This window comes from Kingella kingae ATCC 23330, assembly GCF_900111845.1.
Classification (GTDB): domain Bacteria; phylum Pseudomonadota; class Gammaproteobacteria; order Burkholderiales; family Neisseriaceae; genus Kingella; species Kingella kingae.
Window position 1 is genome coordinate 1 of the sequence record NZ_FOJK01000028.1, and the last position, 23,010, is coordinate 23,010.

The 23,010-nt window shown below is 46.5% G+C and carries 19 protein-coding genes and 1 pseudogene; 10 read left to right on the forward strand and 10 right to left on the reverse strand.

From position 1 onward, the window contains the following. Positions 1-313 precede the first annotated feature (313 nt). Together BQ5809_RS06430 and ffh are read right to left on the reverse strand one after the other, a co-directional pair. Positions 314-1,639, reverse strand: a complete 1,326-nt coding sequence (locus BQ5809_RS06430) for an MFS transporter (protein WP_003788091.1) — start codon at positions 1,637-1,639, stop codon at positions 314-316. Positions 1,640-1,769: 130 nt separating this feature from the next. Continuing rightward, entirely contained in the window at positions 1,770-3,137 is a 1,368-nt protein-coding gene (ffh, locus tag BQ5809_RS06435) for a signal recognition particle protein (protein WP_003788088.1), read from the reverse strand. Positions 3,138-3,275: 138 nt separating this feature from the next. Between ffh and gyrA the strand changes: the two genes are divergently transcribed. From gyrA to BQ5809_RS06460, 5 genes are all read left to right on the forward strand, one after another. Beyond that, a complete protein-coding gene (gyrA, locus tag BQ5809_RS06440; RefSeq protein ID WP_032827821.1) occupies positions 3,276-6,002 on the forward strand; it encodes a DNA gyrase subunit A in 2,727 nt (908 codons plus the stop codon). Positions 6,003-6,126: 124 nt separating this feature from the next. After that, positions 6,127-6,915: a 5'-nucleotidase, lipoprotein e(P4) family gene (locus BQ5809_RS06445; protein WP_003788085.1), complete on the forward strand. Its 789-nt coding sequence runs from the start codon at positions 6,127-6,129 to the stop codon at positions 6,913-6,915. 140 nt (positions 6,916-7,055) lie between these two features. Further along, positions 7,056-7,262, forward strand: coding sequence for a helix-turn-helix transcriptional regulator (locus BQ5809_RS06450; protein WP_003788083.1), 207 nt, complete (start codon positions 7,056-7,058; stop codon positions 7,260-7,262). Further along, complete coding sequence (locus BQ5809_RS06455) at positions 7,255-7,800, forward strand: hypothetical protein (RefSeq protein WP_032827813.1); 546 nt, start codon at positions 7,255-7,257, stop codon at positions 7,798-7,800. The genes BQ5809_RS06450 and BQ5809_RS06455 overlap by 8 nt, the downstream gene beginning before the upstream one ends. Before the next feature lie 147 nt (positions 7,801-7,947). Further along, positions 7,948-10,326, forward strand: a complete 2,379-nt coding sequence (locus BQ5809_RS06460; RefSeq protein ID WP_003788079.1) for a phosphoketolase family protein — start codon at positions 7,948-7,950, stop codon at positions 10,324-10,326. Positions 10,327-10,414: 88 nt separating this feature from the next. Here the strand turns inward: BQ5809_RS06460 and BQ5809_RS06465 are convergent, their stop codons facing one another. Then, complete coding sequence (locus tag BQ5809_RS06465) at positions 10,415-11,275, reverse strand: substrate-binding periplasmic protein (RefSeq protein WP_003788078.1); 861 nt, start codon at positions 11,273-11,275, stop codon at positions 10,415-10,417. Between the two features lie 514 nt (positions 11,276-11,789). Between BQ5809_RS06465 and BQ5809_RS06470 the strand changes: the two genes are divergently transcribed. Continuing rightward, positions 11,790-11,984, forward strand: coding sequence for a hypothetical protein (locus BQ5809_RS06470; protein ID WP_003788074.1), 195 nt, complete (start codon positions 11,790-11,792; stop codon positions 11,982-11,984). Between the two features lie 100 nt (positions 11,985-12,084). Then, positions 12,085-14,862 carry a DNA polymerase I gene (gene polA / locus BQ5809_RS06475; protein ID WP_003788073.1) on the forward strand — a complete coding sequence of 926 codons (2,778 nt, stop codon included), beginning with the start codon at positions 12,085-12,087 and terminating at the stop codon, positions 14,860-14,862. Positions 14,863-14,961: 99 nt separating this feature from the next. On the opposite strand, the gene BQ5809_RS06480 is transcribed toward polA, so the two are convergent. Together BQ5809_RS06480 and guaB are read right to left on the reverse strand one after the other, a co-directional pair. Continuing rightward, the gene (locus BQ5809_RS06480) at positions 14,962-15,762 is read right to left on the reverse strand and encodes a DUF4198 domain-containing protein (RefSeq protein WP_032827812.1); all 801 of its coding nucleotides are present in this window, start codon (positions 15,760-15,762) and stop codon (positions 14,962-14,964) included. Positions 15,763-15,872: 110 nt separating this feature from the next. Beyond that, positions 15,873-17,339 (reverse strand): IMP dehydrogenase, encoded by a 1,467-nt coding sequence (guaB, locus tag BQ5809_RS06485; protein ID WP_003788069.1) that lies wholly within the window; start codon positions 17,337-17,339, stop codon positions 15,873-15,875. Positions 17,340-17,496: 157 nt separating this feature from the next. Here guaB and BQ5809_RS06490 point away from each other — a divergent pair, with 157 nt between their 5' ends. Together BQ5809_RS06490 and hemL are read left to right on the forward strand one after the other, a co-directional pair. Further along, positions 17,497-17,922 (forward strand): hypothetical protein, encoded by a 426-nt coding sequence (locus BQ5809_RS06490; protein ID WP_003788067.1) that lies wholly within the window; start codon positions 17,497-17,499, stop codon positions 17,920-17,922. 143 nt (positions 17,923-18,065) lie between these two features. Continuing rightward, positions 18,066-19,346, forward strand: a complete 1,281-nt coding sequence (gene hemL / locus BQ5809_RS06495; protein ID WP_003788064.1) for a glutamate-1-semialdehyde 2,1-aminomutase — start codon at positions 18,066-18,068, stop codon at positions 19,344-19,346. 75 nt (positions 19,347-19,421) lie between these two features. Here the strand turns inward: hemL and ubiG are convergent, their stop codons facing one another. The 5 genes and pseudogenes from ubiG to BQ5809_RS06520 all read right to left on the reverse strand — a co-directional run bounded on the left by ubiG (position 19,422) and on the right by BQ5809_RS06520 (position 22,224). Then, entirely contained in the window at positions 19,422-20,138 is a 717-nt protein-coding gene (gene ubiG / locus BQ5809_RS06500; protein ID WP_003788062.1) for a bifunctional 2-polyprenyl-6-hydroxyphenol methylase/3-demethylubiquinol 3-O-methyltransferase UbiG, read from the reverse strand. 12 nt (positions 20,139-20,150) lie between these two features. Next, positions 20,151-20,654, reverse strand: coding sequence for a disulfide bond formation protein B (locus tag BQ5809_RS06505; protein ID WP_003788060.1), 504 nt, complete (start codon positions 20,652-20,654; stop codon positions 20,151-20,153). Positions 20,655-20,738: 84 nt separating this feature from the next. Then, positions 20,739-21,200, reverse strand: coding sequence for a DODA-type extradiol aromatic ring-opening family dioxygenase (locus tag BQ5809_RS10980; protein WP_003788058.1), 462 nt, complete (start codon positions 21,198-21,200; stop codon positions 20,739-20,741). Positions 21,201-21,420: 220 nt separating this feature from the next. Continuing rightward, positions 21,421-21,543 carry a hypothetical protein gene (locus tag BQ5809_RS10985; RefSeq protein WP_003788056.1) on the reverse strand — a complete coding sequence of 41 codons (123 nt, stop codon included), beginning with the start codon at positions 21,541-21,543 and terminating at the stop codon, positions 21,421-21,423. A 32-nt stretch (positions 21,544-21,575) separates the two neighbouring features. Further along, positions 21,576-22,224: pseudogene (locus BQ5809_RS06520) on the reverse strand (IS1595 family transposase). A gap of 157 nt (positions 22,225-22,381) precedes the next feature. Here BQ5809_RS06520 and BQ5809_RS06525 point away from each other — a divergent pair. Further along, on the forward strand, positions 22,382-23,010 hold a 629-nt coding region (locus BQ5809_RS06525), incomplete at its 3' end, for an IS1 family transposase (RefSeq protein WP_159429009.1).

A 23,010-nucleotide genomic window follows, 5' to 3' on the forward strand; every position in this document is an offset into this window, starting at 1 on the left:
CTGAAATTCTTTCTCTGTGCGCGGTGTGCGGAATATGTAGATTGATTTATCTTCGCGATATACGATTTTGTAGATTCTTGGTTTCATGTTTAAAGCCCCTTGAATTTGAACATTTGTACAATTCAAAGGGCTTTAATTACAGATTGATTTGTATTTCTGCGAATGGGGTACGTGCATGGCATTGCGCCGCCATACCCACGCTTGGATTCGCTCTCTGCCCTTTGAACTTCAGGCAATATAAGGTTTCAGCCTGCACTTTTGTTTTTGCTTACATAAAGAGCAGGCTGCTTTATCTTGGCTTTATGAATAGGTATCAGCTATCGCCATACCATTTTTGTTTTAACATCAAGCAAGCCGTCATCAGCAAAGACGGAATTGCCAAAATGATGAAAATCGTTACAAAATCCAGTTTCCAAGCCAGCAACTGACCTGTTAAAAACGTGCCAGCAATCGCGCCAAAACGTCCAATGCCCAGCATCCACGATACGCCCGTTGTACGGCATTCGGTTGGATAGAATTTCGCTGCCAGTGCAGGCAAAGACGATTGCGCCGTGTTTTGGAATACGCCAGCAATCAGCACCACCGCAATCAACAAGCTCAAACCTTGACCGATTGACCAGCCAATAAACGCGACCGAAATCGCCGTCATAAACGACATAAACCCAATCAATTTATTGCCGTTGAACTTGTCCATTAAATAGCCGTTGGCAATCGCGCCCAAGCCGCCCAAGGCAAACAAACCCGAAATTTTTGGTCCCAAATCGACTGGCATTTGCGCTTCTTTGAAAATCACAGGCATCCAGTTAATCATCGCGTAGAAAATAATTAGGCCCAAGAAATAGCTTGCCCACAGCAAAATCGAACCTGCGCGAAAGTGTGAACCCATTACCATTGCCATTGGGTTTTTCGATTGTTGCGCGCCTTTTTTCTCATTGACCACAAAAGTTGCGTTGTCCAAATTGGCAGCAGGGTTGATGCGTTTCAAAATTTTGCGGATTTGTTCCGCAGGCTGCTTTTTCACCACCAAATAAGACGGCGAACGCGGCAGGATAAACAACATAATCACGCTCAAAATCAAAGGCAACGCGCCACACCAAAACAAAGCCGTGCACCAGCCAAATTCAGGAATCAACCACGATGCGAAAAAACCGCCAGCCGCCGCACCAATTGGGAAACCGCAATACATGGTGTTCACAATCGTGGCGCGTTTTTGCGCAGGGCAAAATTCAGTTAGCAGGGTTACCGCATTGGGCATGGCTGCGCCCAAACCCAAACCTGTGATGAAACGCAAAATGGTCAATTGCGTTAAATCTTGCGCGTATGCCGATGCCACACACATTGCCGAAAACAAAAATACCGAAAACGTCAGCACCACTTTGCGCCCGATTTTGTCGGCAACTGGGCCAAACGACACCGCGCCAATCGCCAAACCAAATAACGCTGCGCTCAACACAGGGGCGAGTTGTTTTTTCTCCAAGCCCCAATCGTCTAGCAAGCTGGGCGCGATGTAGCCAGTCGCGGCCGTGTCCATGCCGTCAAAAAAAGCGACTAAAAAACAAACGGCAAAAATCATCCATTGATAGGACGAAAATTTGTTTTCGTTCAAAAATTGTTGAACATTAATGGTGCGTGTACTCATATTCTATGCTCCTAAAAAGTGCAGGCTGCTTTTTATTAAGCATTCATGCCTACGGCATACCCTTTTATACCCAAATCAAAGATTTGGACAAAAGGGCAAAGCAGCCTGCACTTTATATATATCGCTGGTGTTAGCGCATACCTGGGAACAACCCTTTCATGCCCTTTGCCATACGCATCAGTTTTTGCATATTTTTGCCGCTAAACATCTTCATCATTTGTTGCGACTGTTCAAATTGCTTCAACATTTTGTTTACATCTTGAATGCTGACCCCAGCACCAGCGGCAATACGGCGTTTGCGGCTGGCTTTGAGCAACGCTGGGTTGGCGCGCTCTTTCGGTGTCATCGAATTGATAATGGCTTCCACATGACCCATCGCTTTTTCTGCCGTGCCTTCGGGGATTTGTTTGGATAGTTCGCCCAATTCCCCAGGCATTTTGGATAGCAAATTCTCAAAGCCGCCCATGTTTCGCATTTGTTGGATTTGCGCTTTAAAGTCGTTCAAATCAAAGTCTTTGCCGCGATTTAGCTTTTGTGCCATTTCTTTGGCGATGTCTTCGTCAATGCCTTTTTGCACATCTTCAATCAAAGTCATCACATCGCCCATGCCCAAAATACGGCTGGCAATGCGGTCAGGGTGGAACGGCTCTAAACCATTGATTTTTTCGCCAATACCAATAAATTTAATCGGTTTGCCAGTGGTTTGACGCACCGACAACGCCGCGCCGCCACGCGAATCGCCATCCATTTTGGTCAAAATCACGCCTGTCAGCGGTAAGGCTTCGTCAAACGCTTTTGCCGTGTTTACCGCGTCTTGACCGAGCATCGCGTCCACCACAAACAGCGTTTCCACAGGGTTAATCGTGGCATGAATCGCTTGGATTTCGTTCATCATTTCTGCGTCAATCGCCAAACGACCCGCCGTGTCCACCATCAACACATCATAAAATTGCTTTTTGGCGAAATCTTGCGCGGCTTTGGCAATTTCCACAGGATTTTGCGATACATCAGACGGAAAAAAGTCCACCTGAACTTGTTGCGCCAACAATTTAAGCTGTTCAATCGCGGCTGGGCGATACACGTCTGCCGACACCACCAAGATTTTCTTTTTCTTGTTTTGGTCTTTGAGCAATTTTGCCAACTTGCCGACTGTGGTGGTTTTACCTGCGCCTTGCAAACCAGCCATCAACACGGTGGCTGGCGGATTGGCTGCCAAGTTCAACGCGCTGTTTTCCTTGCCCATTAATTCAATTAAGGCTTCGTTCACAATGCCAAAAAAGGCTTGTTCTGGCGTTAGGTTGTCGGCAAATTCCTTGCCCAAGGCGCGTTCTTTGACTTGTTTGACAAAGTCTTTCACAATCGGCAAGGCAACATCGGCTTCCAGCAAAGCCAAGCGTACTTCGCGCAGGGCTTCTTTGATGTTGTCTTCGTTTAATTTGGCTTGACCGTGTATGTCTTTGAAAACTTTTCTAAATCGTTTAGTTAAATTGTCTAACATAAAATCTTTCTCGTAAAAAAGTGCAGGCTGCCGCGCATTTTAGCACAAGCAGCCTGCACTTCTACAAACGCTATCTGCCTGAAAAGCATTCATTTATGCTAAAATCGCGTGTTTTTATTTATTTTGGAATGCGAAAAAATGAGCAGCGCAAACGACCAACAATTTGCCAAAGAAACCATTGCCGTTAGCCTAGAAGACGAAATGAAAAAGTCCTATTTGGACTACGCCATGTCGGTGATTGTGGGACGTGCGTTGCCCGATGTGCGCGACGGCTTGAAACCCGTCCACCGCCGCGTGTTGTACGCCATGCACGAATTGAAAAATAACTGGAACGGCGCGTACAAAAAATCCGCTCGCGTGGTCGGCGATGTCATCGGTAAATACCACCCACACGGCGACAGCGCGGTTTACCAAACCATCGTGCGCATGGCACAACCATTTTCCATGCGCTACACGCTGGTGGACGGTCAAGGTAACTTCGGTTCGGTAGATGGCGACGCGGCGGCGGCAATGCGTTACACCGAAATCCGCATGGAAAAAATCGCCCACGAAATGCTCGCCGACATTGAAGAAGACACCGTTAATTTTGGCGACAACTACGACGGCAGCGAACGCGAACCGCTTGTTTTGCCAACACGTTTTCCTGCGCTGCTCGTGAACGGCTCGGAAGGGATTGCGGTCGGTATGGCAACCAGCATTCCGCCACACAATTTGCGCGACACGCTTGCAGGCTGCCTGAAATTATTGCGCGAACCTGAAACCGACATCAACGAATTGATTGACATCATCAAAGCCCCCGATTTCCCAACTGGCGCAACGATTTACGGCTTGACAGGCATTCGTGCTGGCTACCACACAGGGCGCGGTCGTGTCGTAATCCGTTCCAAAACGCACATTGAACCGATTGGCAAAAATGGCGAACGTGAAGCGATTATTGTTGATGAAATTCCATATCAAGTGAATAAATCCAAACTCGTTGAAAAAATTGGCGATTTGGTGCGCGACAAGGCGATTGAAGGCATTGCGGAATTACGCGATGAGTCGGACAAAGACGGCACGCGCATTGTGATTGAATTGAAACGTAATGAAAATGCAGAAGTCATTTTAAATCAATTATATAAACTCACACAGTTGCAAGACACGTTTGGCATCAATATGGTGGCGTTGGTGGACGGTCAGCCTCGTTTGTTGAATTTGAAACAGATTTTGAGCGAATTTTTACGCCATCGCCGTGAAGTGGTTACGCGCAGAACGCTGTTTCGCTTGAAAAAAGCGCGTGCAGAAGGACACATCGCAGAAGGTAAAGCGGTTGCCCTATCCAATATTGATGAGATGATTGCGCTGATTAAGCAGTCGGCGGACGTGGAAACGGCGCGTGAAGCGTTGCTCGGTCGCGCTTGGCAATCGGCTTTGGTGAGCGAAATGTTGTCGCGCTCGGATTTGGATTTGAGCATGGCGCGTCCTGAATGGCTGCCTGAAAATCGCGGTTTGCAAGCAGACGGTTATTGGTTGAGCGATGAGCAAGCGCGTGCGATTTTGCGTATGAGTTTGCGAAATTTGACTGGTTTAGACCAAGACGAAATTGTTAAAGAATATAAGGATTTAATGGCGGTTATCGTGGATTTATTGGATATTTTGGCGAAACCTGAACGTGTGCGCCAAATTATTGACGATGAATTGGTGGTGATGCAAACGCAGTTTGGCGATGAGCGCAAGAGTGAAATCAACGCGGTGGGCGGTGGCGATATTGCCGATGAAGATTTGATTCCGCCGCGTGAAATGGTGGTTACGCTGACGCACGGCGGCTACATCAAAACGCAGCCGACCAGCGATTATCAAGCGCAAAAACGCGGCGGTCGCGGCAAACAAGCGGCGGCTACGAAAGATGAAGATTTTATTGAAACGCTGTTTGTAGCGAACACGCACGATTATTTAATGTGTTTCACGAATTTGGGCAAATGCCATTGGATTAAGGTTTACAGGCTGCCTGAAGGTGGGCGCAATTCGCGCGGTCGTCCGATTAACAATGTGATTCAGTTGGAAGAAAACGAAAAAGTGAGTGCGATTTTGCCTGTTCGTGATTTTCCTGAAGATGAATATGTGTTCTTCGCGACGACGTTGGGCATGGTTAAAAAAGTTCAACTGTCTGCGTTTAAAAATGTGAGCGTGAAAGGCATTAAGGCGATTGCGTTGAGAGACGGCGACAGCTTGGTGGGCGTGGCGAAAACGTCGGGTTCGTCTGATATTATGTTGTTTAGCAATTTGGGTAAGGCGATTCGTTTTAATGAATTTTACAATCCAACGAGCAACGATGATGAAAGCGAAGACGTTTCAGGCAGCCTGAATGATGAAAATTCAGCTGATGATGATAATTCTAGCGAATTTAATTTGCTGACGAATAAAGGTATTCGCCCAAGTGGTCGCGGTTCGGGCGGTTTGCGTGGTATGAAGCTGCCTGAAAATGGTCGCATTGTGAGTTTGTTGGTGGCGGAATTGGGTAGCGATTTGCAAGTTTTGACCGCTACGCAAAACGGCTACGGCAAACGCACGCCGATTGAAGATTACTCGCGCAAAGGCAAAGGCGGTCAAGGGATTATCGCGATTGATACTGGCGAACGTAACGGCGAATTGGTGGGCGCGGCGTTGGTGTCGCCTAGCGATGATTTGATGTTGATTACGAGCGGCGGCGTGTTGATTCGCACGAAAGTGGAGCAAATCCGCGAGACTGGACGTGCGGCGGCTGGCGTGAAGCTCATCAATTTGGACGAAGGCACGACTTTGGTTAGCATTGAACGTGTTGCCGAAAGTGATGATGACGGCGATACGGTTGATGATGTTGTCGCCGATGCGGTAATCGTAGAGTAAATAGTAAAAGCAGCCTGCACTTTTCAATCGCAAAAGTGCAGGCTGCTTTTTGTTTGCAGGCTAACGATTGTTTGATTAAAATAATAAATGTTAGCTTATAACATTTTTTGTAAAGGAAAAACGTATGAAAAAAATCATTTTATCGGTTGTAACAGCCATGGGTTTGGCGGCGTGTGCATCGCCCAATACACAGTTGGAACAGCAAGCAGGTTTGGCTGTGAACTGGATGCAAGAGTCAGGCGAATTTAAAGCCTTGTCTTATCAAGCGTTTAATTTTGCACGTATTGTGTTTGACAATGCAGCCGCACCAAATGGACAGAAAAAAGCAGTAGTGGTGGATTTGGACGAAACCATGTTGGACAACTCGGCTTATGCGGCGTGGCGCATCAAAAACAATATTCCGTTTAAACAAGCCGACTGGACTCGCTGGGTTAATGCGCGTCAAACCACGGCAATGGCTGGCGCGGTGGAATTCAATAACTACGTTAATTCGCGTGGCGGCAAAGTGTTCTATGTGTCTAACCGCTTGGAAAAAGAAGAACAAGCAGCGACTTTGGAAAACATGAAGCGTTTGGGCTTTACAGGCGTTGATGACCAATCGTTGCTGCTCAAAACTGACCGCTCTAATAAGAGTGTGCGCTTCCAACAAGTGCAAGACCAAGGTTACGCGATTGTGGCATTTATGGGCGACAACTTGAACGATTTTGGCGATGAAACCTATCGCAAAGACAACGCCCAACGCCGTCAGTTTGTTGACCAAAACAAACAGTTGTTTGGCACAAAATTTATTGTGTTGCCCAATCCAAGCTATGGCGACTGGGAAAGCGGCATGGCAAAAGGCTATTACTCTTTAACGCCACAAGGTAAATTAGATGCGCGTAGCAAGGCGTTGCGTACTTGGGACGGTAAGTAATTGAATGATTAAAAAAGCAGCCTGCACTTTTCAATCGTAAAAGTGCAGGCTGCTTTTTTAATCCATTTTGTCATTTATATTTGACAAAATGATTTTTATTACTCTAAAATGTCATCTATACACGACAAATATCAATATTTATGAATGCAAACCAAGTTCGCCAGTATCGTCAAATTAAAGGTTGGTCGCAGCAAGAACTCGCCCAGCGCGTAGAAGTTGCAAGACAAACCATTAATTTAATTGAAAATAATCGCTACAACCCCACGCTTTTGTTGTGCATTAAATTAGCACACGCGCTTGATACCGACTTAAACAGCCTATTTTGGCAAGGAAATGAACATGAATAAATTACTGAATAAAATTTTCAACTGGCTCATTGGCAAAGAAGAGCAAGGCTTGGACGAGCGGCAACAGCAGCTTATTAACGCTTTTTATGCAAGGCTAGGCAAATTGGCATCGAGGCTAACTTTTTTTGCCGTTTTATTGGATACTGTTTTTTATATATTGAAAAGCATACAATTATTAGGTTGGCAACCACGTGTTCCAGCGGTGGTATTCATCATGGTTTATGGCGCATTTTTTAATCTGTATTACCCCAAAAATATTGAAGAGGAGTTGCTCAATCCTGATGATTTTACCGAAATCAAAATGCAACAGAAAATGCGCAATATTGTCAAAAGGGCGATTGTTACGTTTATGGCAACGTGTGTTGGTTTGGTGTTTCTTTTATACATCAACGATCCAACGGCTCCTTTATGGTTTATGATGCCGTTTATTTTGATGGTAGCCATTTCTGTTGCATGGTTTGTTATCGCCGAAGAGCGTAAACTTTTGCAACAGCAAGCCCAAATCATGCAGCAGCAACAAAATCAGCATGATGAATAAAAAGCAGCCTGCATTTTGAATCAACCAAAAGTGCAGGCTGCTTTTTTTATAATCAACATTCTAATTTACATCTAAACATTTCTCCCTAAAAGGCATATGATAGAGACTTAAATTAACCACAACAGAAAAGAAAGTAGAGCGTTCGTAATGACAAACAAAACGCAATTTGATACGCCCGAATATTTGGGCAAAGTAGATGCTTGGTGGCGTGCTGCCAACTATATTTCCGTAGCGCAAATGTATTTGAAAGACAATCCATTGCTCAAAACGCCGTTGGTGGCGAACGATGTGAAAGCGCACCCAATCGGACATTGGGGCACTGTTCCAGGTCAAAACTTTATCTACGCGCATTTGAATCGCGCCATCAATAAATACGATGTGGATATGTTCTACATTGAAGGACCAGGGCATGGCGGCCAAGTCATGGTGTCTAATTCGTATTTGGACGGCAGCTACACCGAAATCTATCCAGACATCACGCAAGACACTGCTGGTTTGAAAAAATTGTGCAAGATTTTCTCGTTTCCAGGTGGCATTGCGTCTCACGCTGCGCCTGAAACCCCAGGCTCAATCCACGAGGGTGGCGAATTGGGTTATGCCTTGTCGCACGCATTTGGCGCGGTGTTGGATAATCCAAACGTGATTGCGGCTGCCGTGATTGGCGATGGCGAAGCGGAAACAGGCCCGTTGTGTGCAGGCTGGTTTGGTAACACGTTTATCAACCCTGTAAACGATGGTGCAGTTTTGCCGATTTTGTACTTGAACGGTGGCAAAATTCACAATCCAACCATTTTGGCGCGTAAAACAGACGAAGAGTTGAAGCAATATTTCAATGGCATGGGCTGGGAGCCGATTTTTGTTGATGTGAACAATGTGGATAACTACCACGAAATTATGTCGCAAAAGGTAGATGAAGCGGTAGAACACATTTTGTCTATTTGGCAGACTGCGCGTACACAAAAAGCGGAAGATGCAACCATGCCGCATTGGCCTGTGTTGGTGGCGCGTATTCCAAAAGGCTGGACTGGCCCCAAAACATGGCATGGCGAACCGATTGAAGGCGGTTTTCGCGCACACCAAGTGCCGATTCCAGCCAGCTCGCACGATATGGAAACGGCTGGCGAATTGGAAAAATGGCTGCGTAGCTATCGTCCAGAAGAATTGTTTGATGACAATGGCTGCTTCTTGGACAAATGGCGCGATATTTCGCCCAAAGGCGCAAAACGTATGTCGGTTCACCCAATTACCAATGGCGGTATTAACCCCAAAGCCTTGGTTATGCCCGATTGGACGCAACACGCGCTGGAAATTGGTGTACCTGGTAGCCAAGACGCGCAAGACATGGTGGAATGCGGTCGCTTAATGGCAGATGTGGTAACGGCAAACCCCAACAATTTCCGTATTTTTGGCCCAGACGAAACCAAATCCAACCGCTTAAATCAAGTGTTCCAAGTAACCAAGCGTCAATGGTTGGGTCGCCGCGATGAAGCGTATGACGAATGGATTGCGCCAGTAGGTCGCGTGATTGACTCGCAACTGTCCGAACACCAAGCAGAAGGCTTTTTGGAAGGCTATGTTTTGACAGGTCGCCATGGTTTCTTCGCCAGCTACGAATCGTTCTTCCGCGTGGTGGATTCCATGATTACGCAGCATTTCAAATGGTTGCGTAAATGCAAAACCCATGCCGCTTGGCGCAATGATTACCCATCATTGAACTTGATTGCTACATCAACTGTGTTCCAACAAGACCACAATGGTTATACGCACCAAGACCCAGGCTTGCTGACCCATTTGGCAGAGAAAAAACCCGAATTTGTGCGCGAATATTTGCCAGCCGATAGCAATACTTTAATGGCAGTAATGAGCGAAGCCTTGACTTCACGCGATCGCATTAACCTGATTGTGTCGTCCAAACACTTGCGCCCACAATTCTTCAATGCTGAAGAAGCGAAAGAATTGGTACGCGAAGGTTACAAAGTGATTGATTGGGCATCAACTTGCCACGATGGTGAACCAGATGTAGTCATCGCCGCAGCAGGTACAGAGCCAAACATGGAAGCCTTGGCCGCGATTAGCATTTTGCACAAACAATTCCCAGAATTGAAAATCCGTTTCATCAACGTGGTAGATATTCTGAAATTGCGCCACCCAAGTATCGACCCACGCGGTTTGAGCGATGAACAATTTGACGCATTGTTTACCCAAGAAAAACCCGTTGTGTTCTGCTTCCACGGCTACGAGGGCATGATTCGCGATTTGTTCTTCCCACGCGCCAACCACAATGTACGCATTCACGGTTATCGCGAAAATGGCGACATTACCACGCCATTTGATATGCGCGTGTTGTCGGAAATGGACCGATTCCACGTTGCCAAAGACGCAGCGCAAGCCGTTTATGGCGACAAAGCAAGCGAATTTGCGAAAAAAATGGGCGAAACTGTGGCATTCCACCGCAGCTATATCCGCGAACACGGCACAGACATTCCCGAAGTGGCGGAATGGAAATGGCAGCCATTGGCTAAATAACCGCGATTGAGCATAAAAAAGCAGCCTGCACTTTGAAATTTCAAAAGTGCAGGCTGCTTTTGGTTTTATAACTACACGCTAACTGGGATTAGTTAAACCATTCTCTGTAAATTTTATCGTAAGTACCATTTTGTTTGATAGTAGCCAAACCAGCATTGATTTTTTTCAGCAAATCAGGATTGTCTTTGCTCACAAAGAATGCTACCGAGCCAAACGATTCAGGCAGTTTAATTACACGCATTTTAGATTCAGCAGGGAAGCTTTTGCTAATGTTACGCAAAGCCAATTCATCGCCTGCAATCGCGTCCATTTCCTTACGAGCTACCAAAGACAACGCTTCAAACCCTGGTTTTTTGCTAGCAACAGCTTCTGTCAAACCTGCTTTTTCCAAGTCATCAAGTGCGGTTGAAGTGTCTTGTACAACAATTTTTTTATCTTTCAAATCTGCCAATGTTTGAATAGGCGAATTTTCTAGCACCAAAATCGCATTTGGCGCTTCCACATAAATATCACTTGCCGCAAATTTTGCTTTGCGTGCTTCGGTTGCGGCCACTGCACCCAAGATAATGTCGGCCTTTTTGGTGTTTAGGTTTTCTAAAACTTCATTGGTGTTTTTCCAAAGAGTAGGCTCAATTTTGGCTTTGATGCCTTGTGTTGCCAAAGCCGATTTAATCACATCTACGTCAAAGCCGCGCATATTATCCACTTCTTTTACATTGACATCTAAATAAGCAAACGGCGCAAAAGAAGTACTGGTTAAAATGGTTACAGTGGGGACATTTTCAGGCAAGCTAGACGATGCAGGATTGTTTGATGATGGCGCAGGAGCCTCAGTTGCTGGCGTAGGTGAATTGCCATTAGCAGTGCTGTTGTTGTCAGAGCCACCACAGGCAGCCAAAGTAAATAAAGCAGTCACAGAAGCAATTAAAAGAGATTTGCGAAATAACATAAAAAATCCTCGTTTTCAAAAGAAGTTAAAGATGGGTTAATTAGAGTATCAGAACAAGATGGCTATGCTTGGTATATAAACAGTGTATTTAGAGCATTGACTGTATTAAACTGGTTTAAAAATTATAGGCTTTTGTTTTGAATTTGAATAAATAAATTGACATTTCAAAAAATAGGGTTATTGGAAACAAATCGTAACTATTTGAAAAATTTATTTAATTGATTAGTTTAATATGTTGCAAAAAAATAACAATTCTTTACAAATAATTCTCAATATTAAATAAAATGATATGAGCAGATTTAAAAATGTGATGGATTTTTTGATTTTACAGTAAGGGATATTTTGGTTTTCATTACTATTTTGCGTAGCGTGACACCTTTGCAAAGGTTATTGCAGCAAAAAGCAGCCTGTGCTTTGAAATTTTAAAAGTGCAGGCTGCTTTGTTTTATGGCAAAGCAGCCTGCAAAAATTGCTGCTATAATAACGCCCTTTATTGTTTTCAAAGGATAAAATCATGAACTCAAAAGAAGGTCAAAGCGCGTTGGAAATTATGCTGATGGGGAGCTTGGCAGCCAAATTAGTTAGCTTGGGCGCAAACCAAGCCGCAGCAGAAAAAGCGGTGGAAAACTTGGAATTTACCGATGTTCGCGCTCACTTGACGCGCACCGAAGCGGATTTGAAAGCGCAATTTGCTGCGTTGTTTAAATAATCGCGCAAACTATTAAAAAGCAGCCTGCACATTTTGTTTACCAATGTGCAGGCTGCTTTTTGCGTATAATCGCGCCTAATTCAATCAACAGAAACTAAACATGACTCAAAAAACTTTGCTATTGGTGGACGGCTCGTCTTATTTGTATCGCGCGTTTTATGCGATGACGCACCTGTCCGCGCCCGATGGCACGCCAACCAATGCAGTGTATGGCGTGCTGAATATGCTCAAACGCCTACGCGCGGAGCAGTCTGCGGATTATTGCGCCGTGGTGTTTGACGCAAAAGGCAAAAATTTCCGCCACGCTTTGTATGAAGACTACAAAGCCACGCGACCGCCCATGCCAGACGAATTGCGTCCGCAAGCCGATATGTTGCCCGATTTGGTGGATTTAATGGGCTGGAAAGTGTTGAAAATCAGCGGTGTAGAAGCTGATGACGTGATTGGCACATTGGCGATTGCCGCCGCTGCGCAAGACATGAACGTGATTATATCCACAGGCGACAAGGACATGGCGCAGCTGGTTAGCCCGCGCATCACGCTGGTCAATACCATGAAAAACGAGATGCTTGACCACGATGGCGTGGTGGCGAAATTTGGCGTGAAGCCCGAACAAATCCGCGATTTTTTGGCGTTGATGGGCGACAAGGTGGACAACGTACCAGGGGTGGAAAAATGCGGCGAAAAAACCGCAGCCAAATGGTTGGCGGAATACGGTTCGCTGGACGAAATCATGCGCCGTGCTGATGAATTTAAAGGAAAAATTGGCGAAAACCTACGCGCGGCGTTGGTGCAGCTGCCGTTGTCGTATGAATTGGTTACGATTAAAACCGATGTGGACTTATCCACAGACTTGCCGCGTGGTTTGGACGATTTACAACGTCAGGCACCAAATTGGGCGCAGCTTGCACCGCGTTTTCGTGAATTGGGCTTTAAAACGTGGTTAAAAGAAGCTGAAGCGCAGTTATCCACAGGCGAAACGGGCGATTTGTTCGCGCAGCTGGAAAGCGAGCCACCCAAGCAGCCTGCACCCGAAATCACGTTCGCGCCCAAACCTGAACAGTTCAATTATCAATCGGTTACGACTGCGGAACAGTTGGCGGATTTGGTGGCGCGATTGCACGTTTGTATGCAAAACGGTTCGCCCATTGGCTTGGATACGGAAACGACATCGCGCGAACCGATGCAAGCGCAGTTGGTTGGCATCAGCGTGGCGTTGGCGGCTGGCGAAGCGTTTTACATTCCTGTGGCGCACCGTTTTGCAGACGCGCAGCTGGATTGGGCAACGGTTAAAAGCAGCCTGCAACCGTTTTTGGAAAGCGAATCGCTGGGCAAAATTGGGCAAAATCTGAAATATGACCAACACATTTTCAAAAATCAGGACATTGATTTAAAAGGTATTGTGGGCGATGCGATGTTGGCATCGTATATTGTGGAAAGCCATTTGACGCACAATTTGGACGATTTGGCGGCGCGTTGGCTGGGCTTGGAAACGATTTCTTACGAAAGCCTGTGTGGTAAAGGCGCAAAAGAGATTTCGTTTGCCGATGTTGATGTGCAGGCTGCCACGCAATACGCTTGTCAAGACGCGGATTTTGCCCTACGCATTGAGCAGCATTTACGCACGCAAATGGACGCGGCGCAGTTGGCGTTGTATCAACAAATGGAATTGCCTGTGGCGCAAGTGTTGTTTGAAATGGAACGCGCTGGTGTGCAAATTGACCGCGCAGAATTGGCGCAACAAAGCGCGACTTTGGGCGCGGAATTGTTGCAGTTGGAGCAGCAGGCGTATGAATTGGCAGGGCAGCCATTTAATTTGAACTCGCCCAAACAGTTGCAAGAAATTTTGTTTGATAAATTGGGCATTCCCACCAAAGGCGTGAAAAAAACGGCAAAAGGCGGTTTATCGACCGATGAAAGCGTGTTGGAAAAGCTGGCAGACGATTACCCTTTGCCCAAAATTATTTTGCAAACGCGCAGTTTGAGCAAACTCAAATCCACCTACACCGATAAATTGGCCGAGATGATTTTGCCGCAAACAGGGCGCGTGCATACCAATTATGCCCAAGCCGTTGCGATTACAGGGCGTTTGGCGAGCAATAATCCCAATTTGCAAAACATTCCGATTCGCACCGAGCAAGGTCGCCGCGTGCGCCGAGCGTTTACCGCGCCACAAAATTGCGTGATTGTGTCGGCAGACTATTCGCAAATTGAACTGCGGATTATGGCGCATTTGTCGGGCGATACCACGTTGCAGGCTGCCTTTCACAACAACGAAGACGTACACCGCCGCACCGCCGCCGAAGTGTTTGGCATGGCGCCAGAACATATCACGTCCGAACAACGCCGCTATGCCAAAACCATTAACTTTGGTTTGATTTATGGCATGAGCGAATACGGTTTGGCAAAATCGTTAGGCATTGACGCGATGTCGGCAAAAATGTTTATTCAACGCTATTTTGCGCGATACACGGGCGTGGCGGATTATATGCAGCGCACCAAAGAACAGGCGCAACAGCTCGGCTATGTGGAGACTTTGTTTGGCAGACGCTTGTATTTGCCCGACATTCACGCCAAAAATGCGATGACTCGCGCAGGCGCAGAACGTGCCGCGATTAACGCACCGATGCAAGGTACAGCCAGCGATTTAATCAAACGCGCCATGATAAGCGTACAAGACTTTTTGCGCCAAAGCAGCCTGCACAGCCGATTGGTCATGCAAGTACACGATGAATTGGTGTTGGAAGTCCACGACAGCGAACTGGCGTTGATACGTGAAAAATTGCCCGAACTGATGGCGCAAGTTGGCGTGGGCGTGTTGAACGTGCCATTGCTGGCAGAAGTTGGCGTGGGCGCGAATTGGGACGATGCGCATTAAACACACAAAAATAAGTGCAGGCTGCTTTGTGATATTGAAAAAGCAGCCTGCATTTTTTATGAGCGATTTAAATCGCCTCTCTCCCCTATAAAACTGTTTTTAATGGTGCGTATGACCAATTTGGAATGTCAGCGTACTGTATGTCGCTTCTTTTTGGCAAACAGACGCATCGGCAAAATCGGTTTTGTATTCCACATTCGCTTTCCAAAAACCTTGGCGCAACGGAATAATGCTAACTGTGCCGTCATCGCCAGTCGTGTCCGAAAACGCCTGCGCTTCCACTTTGTGCGAATGACTGCGGTCGCTGGTGTCAAAGCCGTCAAAAGTCGCGGTTAGGGTAACATTGGGCAACGGCTCGCCTTTGTATAACACTTTGACTTTAAACGGTTCGCCCACATGAACATTGGCAGGATTGTCCAATGGTACAATTTCCAGCAAATGCCCCAACGGGCGCGAAATAATCGCGGTGCTGGCACTTTCATGACCCACATTAGCGATGTGTTTGCCATACATGCGCGTTTGTTCGCAATAGCTCGCATCTTTCATTTGCTGCATATTTTCGCGCTTCCAACCAGCCGCGTTTTTGCTCCAAAAAGTCGGCTTGTATTCGCCCACCACCAAATAGCTGCCGTCTGGCACAGGTTTTGCGCTTTGGTATTGATAATTGTGCAAACCTTTTTGCAGCAGCGGTTGTTTGCCCGATTCTGTAACCAAAATCAACGGCTTAAAAATGTCCAAACGCGACTCCGCAATCGGCTCAAATTCTGGAAATTCGCCATAGCCCAGCTCGGCTTTTAAGATTTCTCCGCCATGCGTGTGGTCGGCAGACACCCAAACTCGGTGCGCGTGCGCCGATAAACTGGCGGCACACAGTAATGCAGCAGCAATGATTTTTTTCATGATTAAGTCTCCCATGTAGAAAAGCAACGAAACAACGGTTAAAGATGTTATATTATAACCATGATTTTGTAAAGATAAAAAGTGCAGGCTGCTTTTATTTATTGCTTCAATCAACGCACATGATAATTCGGCGCTTCTTTCGTGATTTGTACATCGTGAACATGCGATTCGCTCATACCAGCAGACGTGATTTCCACAAATTCCGCTTTCTCGTGCATTTCGGCAATGGTCGCGCAACCCAAGTAACCCATGCTAGAACGCAAACCGCCCACCAACTGATGAATAATGTTGATGATTGGGCCTTTGTGTGGCACACGTCCTTCAATGCCTTCGGGAACGTATTTATCGGTGCTTTCGGTTTTGTCTTGGAAATAACGGTCGCTAGAACCTTGACTCATCGCGCCCAACGAACCCATGCCGCGATACGATTTATACGCACGCCCTTGATACAATTCAATTTCTCCGGGTGCTTCGTCTGTGCCAGCGAACATACCGCCCAACATCACGCAATCCGCGCCAGCCGCCAATGCTTTGGCAATGTCGCCCGAAAAACGAATACCGCCGTCCGCAATCACAGAAACGCCTGTGCCTTTCAAGGCTTCCGATACATTGTGAATGGCGGTTAATTGCGGAACGCCCACGCCAGCCACAATGCGCGTTGTACAGATTGAGCCAGGCCCAATGCCGACTTTAACCGCGTCCGCGCCAGCCGCCACCAAATCACGCGCTGCTGCTGCGGTGGCGATATTGCCGCCAATCACTTGCACATCTGGGAAGTTTGTTTTAACCCAACGCACGCGGTCAATCACACCTTGACTGTGTCCGTGTGCCGTGTCCACCACCAATACGTCCACGCCAGCCGCCACCAACGCTTTTACGCGCTCTTCGGTTTCGCCGCCCGTGCCAACTGCCGCACCCACGCGCAAACGACCTTCATCGTCTTTGTTCGCATTGGGGAATTCGGTGTTTTTGATGATGTCTTTAACGGTAATCAAACCTTTTAATTCATCTTTTTCGTTTAACACCAAAACGCGTTCAATTTTGTGTTGGTGCATTAATTCACGCGCTTCTTCAATGCTTGTTCCGACTGACACAGATACCAATTTTTCGCGCGGAGTCATAATCGCCGACACAGGCAAATCCAAACGTGTTTCAAAACGCAAATCGCGGTTGGTCACAATGCCAATCACTTTGCCATTTTCCACCACAGGCAAACCCGACATTTTGCGTTTGCGTTGCGAGCGTTCTTGCAGCAATTCGCCAATCAATTTATTGGGCGACACGGTAATCGGGTCTTTGACTACGCCGCTTTCGTGGCGTTTAACTTTACGCACGGCAAGGGCTTGCTGTTCAATCGTCATATTTTTGTGAATGATGCCGATGCCGCCTTCTTGCGCCATAGAAATGGCAAGACGTGCTTCGGTTACTGTGTCCATCGCGGCAGACAACAGCGGCAAATTCAACGTGATTTTTTTGGTTAATGGTGTTTTCAGCGAGACATCGCGTGGCAGAACTTGTGAGTGAGCAGGAACGAGTAAAACATCGTCAAATGTATAGGCTTTTTCTACGATACGCATTTTGCAGACCTTTGTGTCGGTTGGTTAAAATGCACGGCATTGTAGCATATTTGTCTGATTAAAGCAGCCTGCACCGTGTTTTTTCATGACAGAACAAAGAGAAAACAGTACAATTTGCCTATCTGTTTATTCAACAAAACAATAAGGAATCCCAAAAATGATGAAATCAGTAATCGCAGCGACTTTGTTATCTGTATTGGCGGCAACAGCTGGCGCGGCTGACACCGAAGTGTTTAGCTGGAAAAGCGGCAGCTCAACCGTGTATTCTGACACCCCAGCCAACATGAAAATGGGTCAATCTAACGTGGTGAACATTCGCACAGGCACGGTAACGCCACCTGCACCACGCGAACCGTCTATTGAAAACTTGTCTTTGGCTGACCAACAAGCCGTGATTGCACAGCGCGTTGCCAATCAAAACAAACAAATCGAAGATGCCAACGCTAAAATGGTTGCCGAAACCAAAGCCGAAAACTGCCGTGCTGCACGTTTGAACTTGGAAACGGTAGAAAAAACCAATGCGCGTAACAAAGACCAGTTGATTCCGCGCTATAACGCTGATATTGCTAAATATTGCAATTAATCGGTAAACATATCAAAAAGCAGCCTGCACTTTTATTTGATGGAAAGTGCAGGCTGCTTTTTTATCTAAATAGATAGGGCAATCAAAACAGCACAATCTTTTCCGCTATAATTTCATTTTCTTCCATTCACGAAAGCAAAATCATGAACCGTAACGAACAATTATTTGAACGCGCCAAGCAAATTATCCCTGCTGGTGTCAATTCCCCAGTCCGTGCCTTTGGCAGCGTGGGCGGCACACCACGTTTTATCAAACGCGCACAAGGCGCATTCGTTTGGGACGAAAACGGCACACAATACACCGACTACGTTGGCTCGTGGGGAACAGGCATTGTTGGACACGCGCACCCCGAAGTCGTAGAAGCCGTCCGCGAAGCCGCTTTGGGCGGATTGTCGTTTGGCGCACCAACCGAAGCCGAAATCATCATCGCCGAAGAAATCGCCAAAATCGTGCCAAGCGTGGCGCGTTTGCGTTTGGTATCGTCAGGCACGGAGGCAACCATGACCGCCATTCGTTTGGCACGTGGCTACACGGGGCGCGACAAAATTGTCAAATTTGAAGGCTGCTATCATGGGCATTCAGACAGTTTGCTTGTGAAAGCAGGTTCGGGTTTGCTCACGTTTGGCAATCCGAGTTCGGCTGGCGTACCAAGCGATTTAACGCAACACACCATCGTGTTGCCATACAACGATGTAGCAGCATTAAATCAAGCATTTAGTGAATTTTCCGACCAAATCGCAGGCGTGATTTTAGAACCGATTGCAGGCAATATGAATTTGGTTCGCGCCACGCCTGAATTTGTCCAAGCCTTGCGCCAATTAACCGAACAGCACGGCAGCGTGTTGATTTACGATGAGGTGATGACGGGATTTCGCGTAGCGTTGGGCGGCGCACAATCCTTGCACGGCATCACGCCCGATTTGACGACTATGGGCAAAGTGATTGGCGGCGGTATGCCAGTCGCAGCAGTTGGCGGCAAAAAAGAAATTATGGATTGCATTTCGCCATTGGGCGGCGTGTATCAGGCAGGCACATTGTCGGGCAATCCTGTTGCCGTTGCCGCAGGTTTGAAAACGCTGGAAATTATCCAACGCCCGAATTTCTATGAAGATTTGTCCGCTCGCACCGCGCAATTAGCGCAAGGTTTAACCCAAGCTGCGCAAAATGCAGGTGTTACGTTTAGCGCAGACAGCGTGGGCGGTATGTTCGGCTTGTATTTCGCCAACCAATTCCCAAAAACGTATGCGGACATGGCAGCGTCTAACGTGGACGGATTCAAACAATTTTTCCACGGAATGTTGGATAAAGGCGTGGCGTTTGGACCATCGGCGTATGAAGCAGGATTTGTGTCGGCGGCGCACATGGCTGAATTGATTGATGAAACGATTGATGTGGCGAAAACGGTGTTTGCGCAGATGAAGTAAATCGCGCTATATAAAAAGCAGCCTGCACTTTGAGTAAACAAAAAGTGCAGGCTGCTTTTTATTGGATTGATAAATTTACGCGCTCACAGGTCGGCAAGCAATCATATAGTTCACATCTACGTTGTCGCCCAAAAAATAGCGTTTGGTTAGCACGTTGTAGCTCATACCTTGCGTGGTGCAAATGTCCAAGCCGCTGTGTCGTGCCATGCGTGCCAATTCGGCTGGTGTGATGAATTTTTGCCAGTCGTGCGTGCCTTTGGGAACGAGGTTGAGTAAATATTCCGCACCCAAAATCGCGTGAATATACGATGTGGGATTGCGGTTAATAGTGGAAAAAAATACCCAGCCGTTTGGCTTAACCAGCTTGGCGCAGGCGCGGATAATGGATTCTGGGTCGGGGACGTGTTCCAGCATTTCCATGCAGCTAACCACATCAAACGTGTGCGGCATTTCGGCTGCCAAGTCTTCCACGCTAATGCAGCGGTATTGCACGTTGCTGACTTGGTTGGCGATGGCGTGTGCGCTGGCGGTTTGCAGCGACAGTTCTGCCATGTCGATGCCCAACACGCTTTGTGCGCCGCGTTGCGCCATGCTTTCGGACAAAATGCCGCCGCCGCAGCCTACGTCTAGCACGGTTTTGCCTGATAGCTGGGCAAATTGGTCAATGTAGTCCAAACGAAGCGGGTTGATGTCGTGCAGCGGTTTGAATTCGCCTGTTTTGTCCCACCATTTGTCGGCAAGTTGGCTGAATTTTTGGATTTCGTTTTCATCTACGTTTACGGTGTTTTGCATCAATCTATCCCCTTAATGAACGTGGCGAGTGTGCCACCAGCGTTCCACAATCAAAATCAAAGTCGCCAAGAAAAACAACGCGCCCCAAACAGGCAACGATACGCCCAACACTTGATACACTTCGCCGCACACACCTGTGCCACGGATAAACCATTCGTACCAGTCAAACAAAGGTGCGTGTTTGAGTCGGAATGTCCATGGTGCGCCGCAAGATGGTTGTTCCATAAGCGGCAACGATTGCAAATAAATTTGTTGGCTGGCGATGTATAAACCAAAGGTGGCAGGCGCGGCAACCAGCAGCGATGATACGGTTCTTGCCCATTTTTTGCGTTGCGGCAAACACCAGCACAGCAGCGATACGATGAAAATTCCAGCCAATGCCATGCGCTGTTGAATGCACATGACGCATGGATTCATGTCCAGCACATATTGCGCGAACAGCGATGCACTTGTGCCGCCCAAGCCAATCAGCGCGAGCAGGGGTATCGCGATTTTGTGTGATGATAGCGATAACATAATACGTCCTAGTAATCAAAACGGTGCAAGTATAGCGCGATAAAAAGCAGCCTGCACTTCAAATAGTGAAATGAAATCGCAATGCTACGGTGTTGCCAACGGATGTTTCACAATCGGCTCTTCGCCTTCTTCGCACATCGCGGTGCGCGCAATCAGCCACATCACCAATTCAATGTCTTCCGAGCCTGCTTCGCGCACATATTCCACATGCGGTTTTTTTACCAACTTTTTTGGATTGGCGATTAAATCGTTCAAGAATTGATTGTCCCATTCTTTGTTGATTAAACCTGCGCGTGAGCCTTGCAACTGGTGGCTTATGCCGCCTGTGCCCCAAATATGCACGTTCAAATCTTCGTCCATAGATTCCACCGCTTTGCGAATGGCGCGCCCCAAATCATAACAACGCTGACCGCTTGGCACAGGATATTGCACCACGTTTACATGCAATGGAATCACTTTAACCGGCCATTTTTCTACATCGCCAAACATTACTGACAATGGCACAGACAAACCGTGATCCACTTCCATTTCGTAGCACAAAGTCAAGTCAAAACCTTATTCAATCACAGAATGCGCCAAGTGCGAAGCGAATTTTTGGTCGCCTGGTACATTAGGAATTGGACGGCGACCTCAGCCTTCATCGCTTGGCTGAAATTCGTGGTTCATGCCCAAAGCAAAGGTCGGGATTAAGTCAAAATCGAAATTGTTGGTGTGGTCGTTGTACACCCAAATAATCACATCGGGCAGGTTTTCTTTTTGCCACTCTTTATAAATAGTCGTAACCTGCGAATACAGGCTGCCAGTAAGGTTCGGCGGTTTTTTTCAAATCCCATGCCACGCCAACGGCTGGAATGTGTGAGGTATAAACGCTTGCAGTGATTTTTTCCATGATTTTTTCCTTGGGGCTGTATTAGATTAGCCCTAAATACCACACCAAATTCGCAAGATTTTAAGCTGCTCTTTTGGTGTACCAAAGTTAAAATGAAATTCGCATTCTTTCAAGAATAAAGGGAAAGATTTTCGGTCAATTCCATTATATTTTCGTAGAACGCGCTTTGCCTGATTCCAAAAATTTTCAATACCATTGATATGGTTTTGATGGTCAGCAAATAGCTCTGAATGATTGATTCTGTGATGCGTAAATTCGCTCACATCTAGCACATCATAGCTTTTGTAACAGTCGGTATAAACAATGCTATCAGGCATACATTCGTTTAATAACAGGTAGTAATGTATCTTGTTTGGTGTTTTCAACGATAACTGTGTAAACCTTGCCTCGACGTTTCAAAATACCAAATACCGCTACCTTACCAGCTGCTCCGCGACCGCGTTTGCCTTTTCGCTGTCCGCCAACACACTCTCATCAAGCTCAACTGAACCATCAAAAATTTCATCGGCTTGAAGTTCTAAATGGTAGGCAATGACTTGGCGGATTTTACGGTAAAACAGTGCTGCTGAATTGGGGTTAATATCCAATAACAGCAGCAGAACGAGCGGTTACTTCAAGTACAAAAAATTCAAGTAATTTCTTTTGTACTTTTTTAGATAGTTTACAGTGTGTTATCTTCATTTTTAAAGGGTAACATAACTGCTAATCTAATACAGCCCCTTTTTTTATAGCACCTTTTTCAGGACACCACCAAATTATGGGTGGTGTCCTGAAAGAAAAGTGTGCTGTAAAAAAATAAGCAATAAAAAAGCAGCAAAAACAGAGTATATTTGAGTGTGTGAAAACAGAAATAACTCTAACTTGTCCTCGCTGCCAAGGACAAAATATAAAGAAAAATGGCTACTCTTGCAATCGTAAACAAAAATATTTTTGCAAAGATTTTTGTCGTAATTTTATTGGCGACCATAACCTTACCTATAAGGGTTGTCATTCCAAAGCTGATGAGCAGGTTTGGAGAATGACCGTTAGAGGTTGTGGTATTCGCGATATTGCAGCAATTACGGGTTACAGCAAAGACAAAGTTCAGGCTGCTTTAAAACGCCATGAGTTTGAGCCATTTCCTAAACAAAAACATTACCCTACACTTGAAATAGACGAGTTTTGGACATTTGTCGGTAACAAGTCTAATAAAGTGTGGCTAGTCTATGCCTATCACAGAGAAAGTGGCGAAATTGTCGCTTACGTTTGGGGTAAACGCGATTTAGCAACAGCGCGAGCACTCAAACGGCGTTTGAAAGAGTTGCGTGTAACCTATGACAGAATGGCGACCGATGACTGGGCTGCATTTTTAAATGTCTTTTCAAATGAAGAATGGCATCTAGTTGGTAAGCAACACACAGTTGGCATTGAGGGTAATAACTGTCGTTTACGGCACAAAGTAAGGCGAGCGTTTAGAAAAACGTGTTG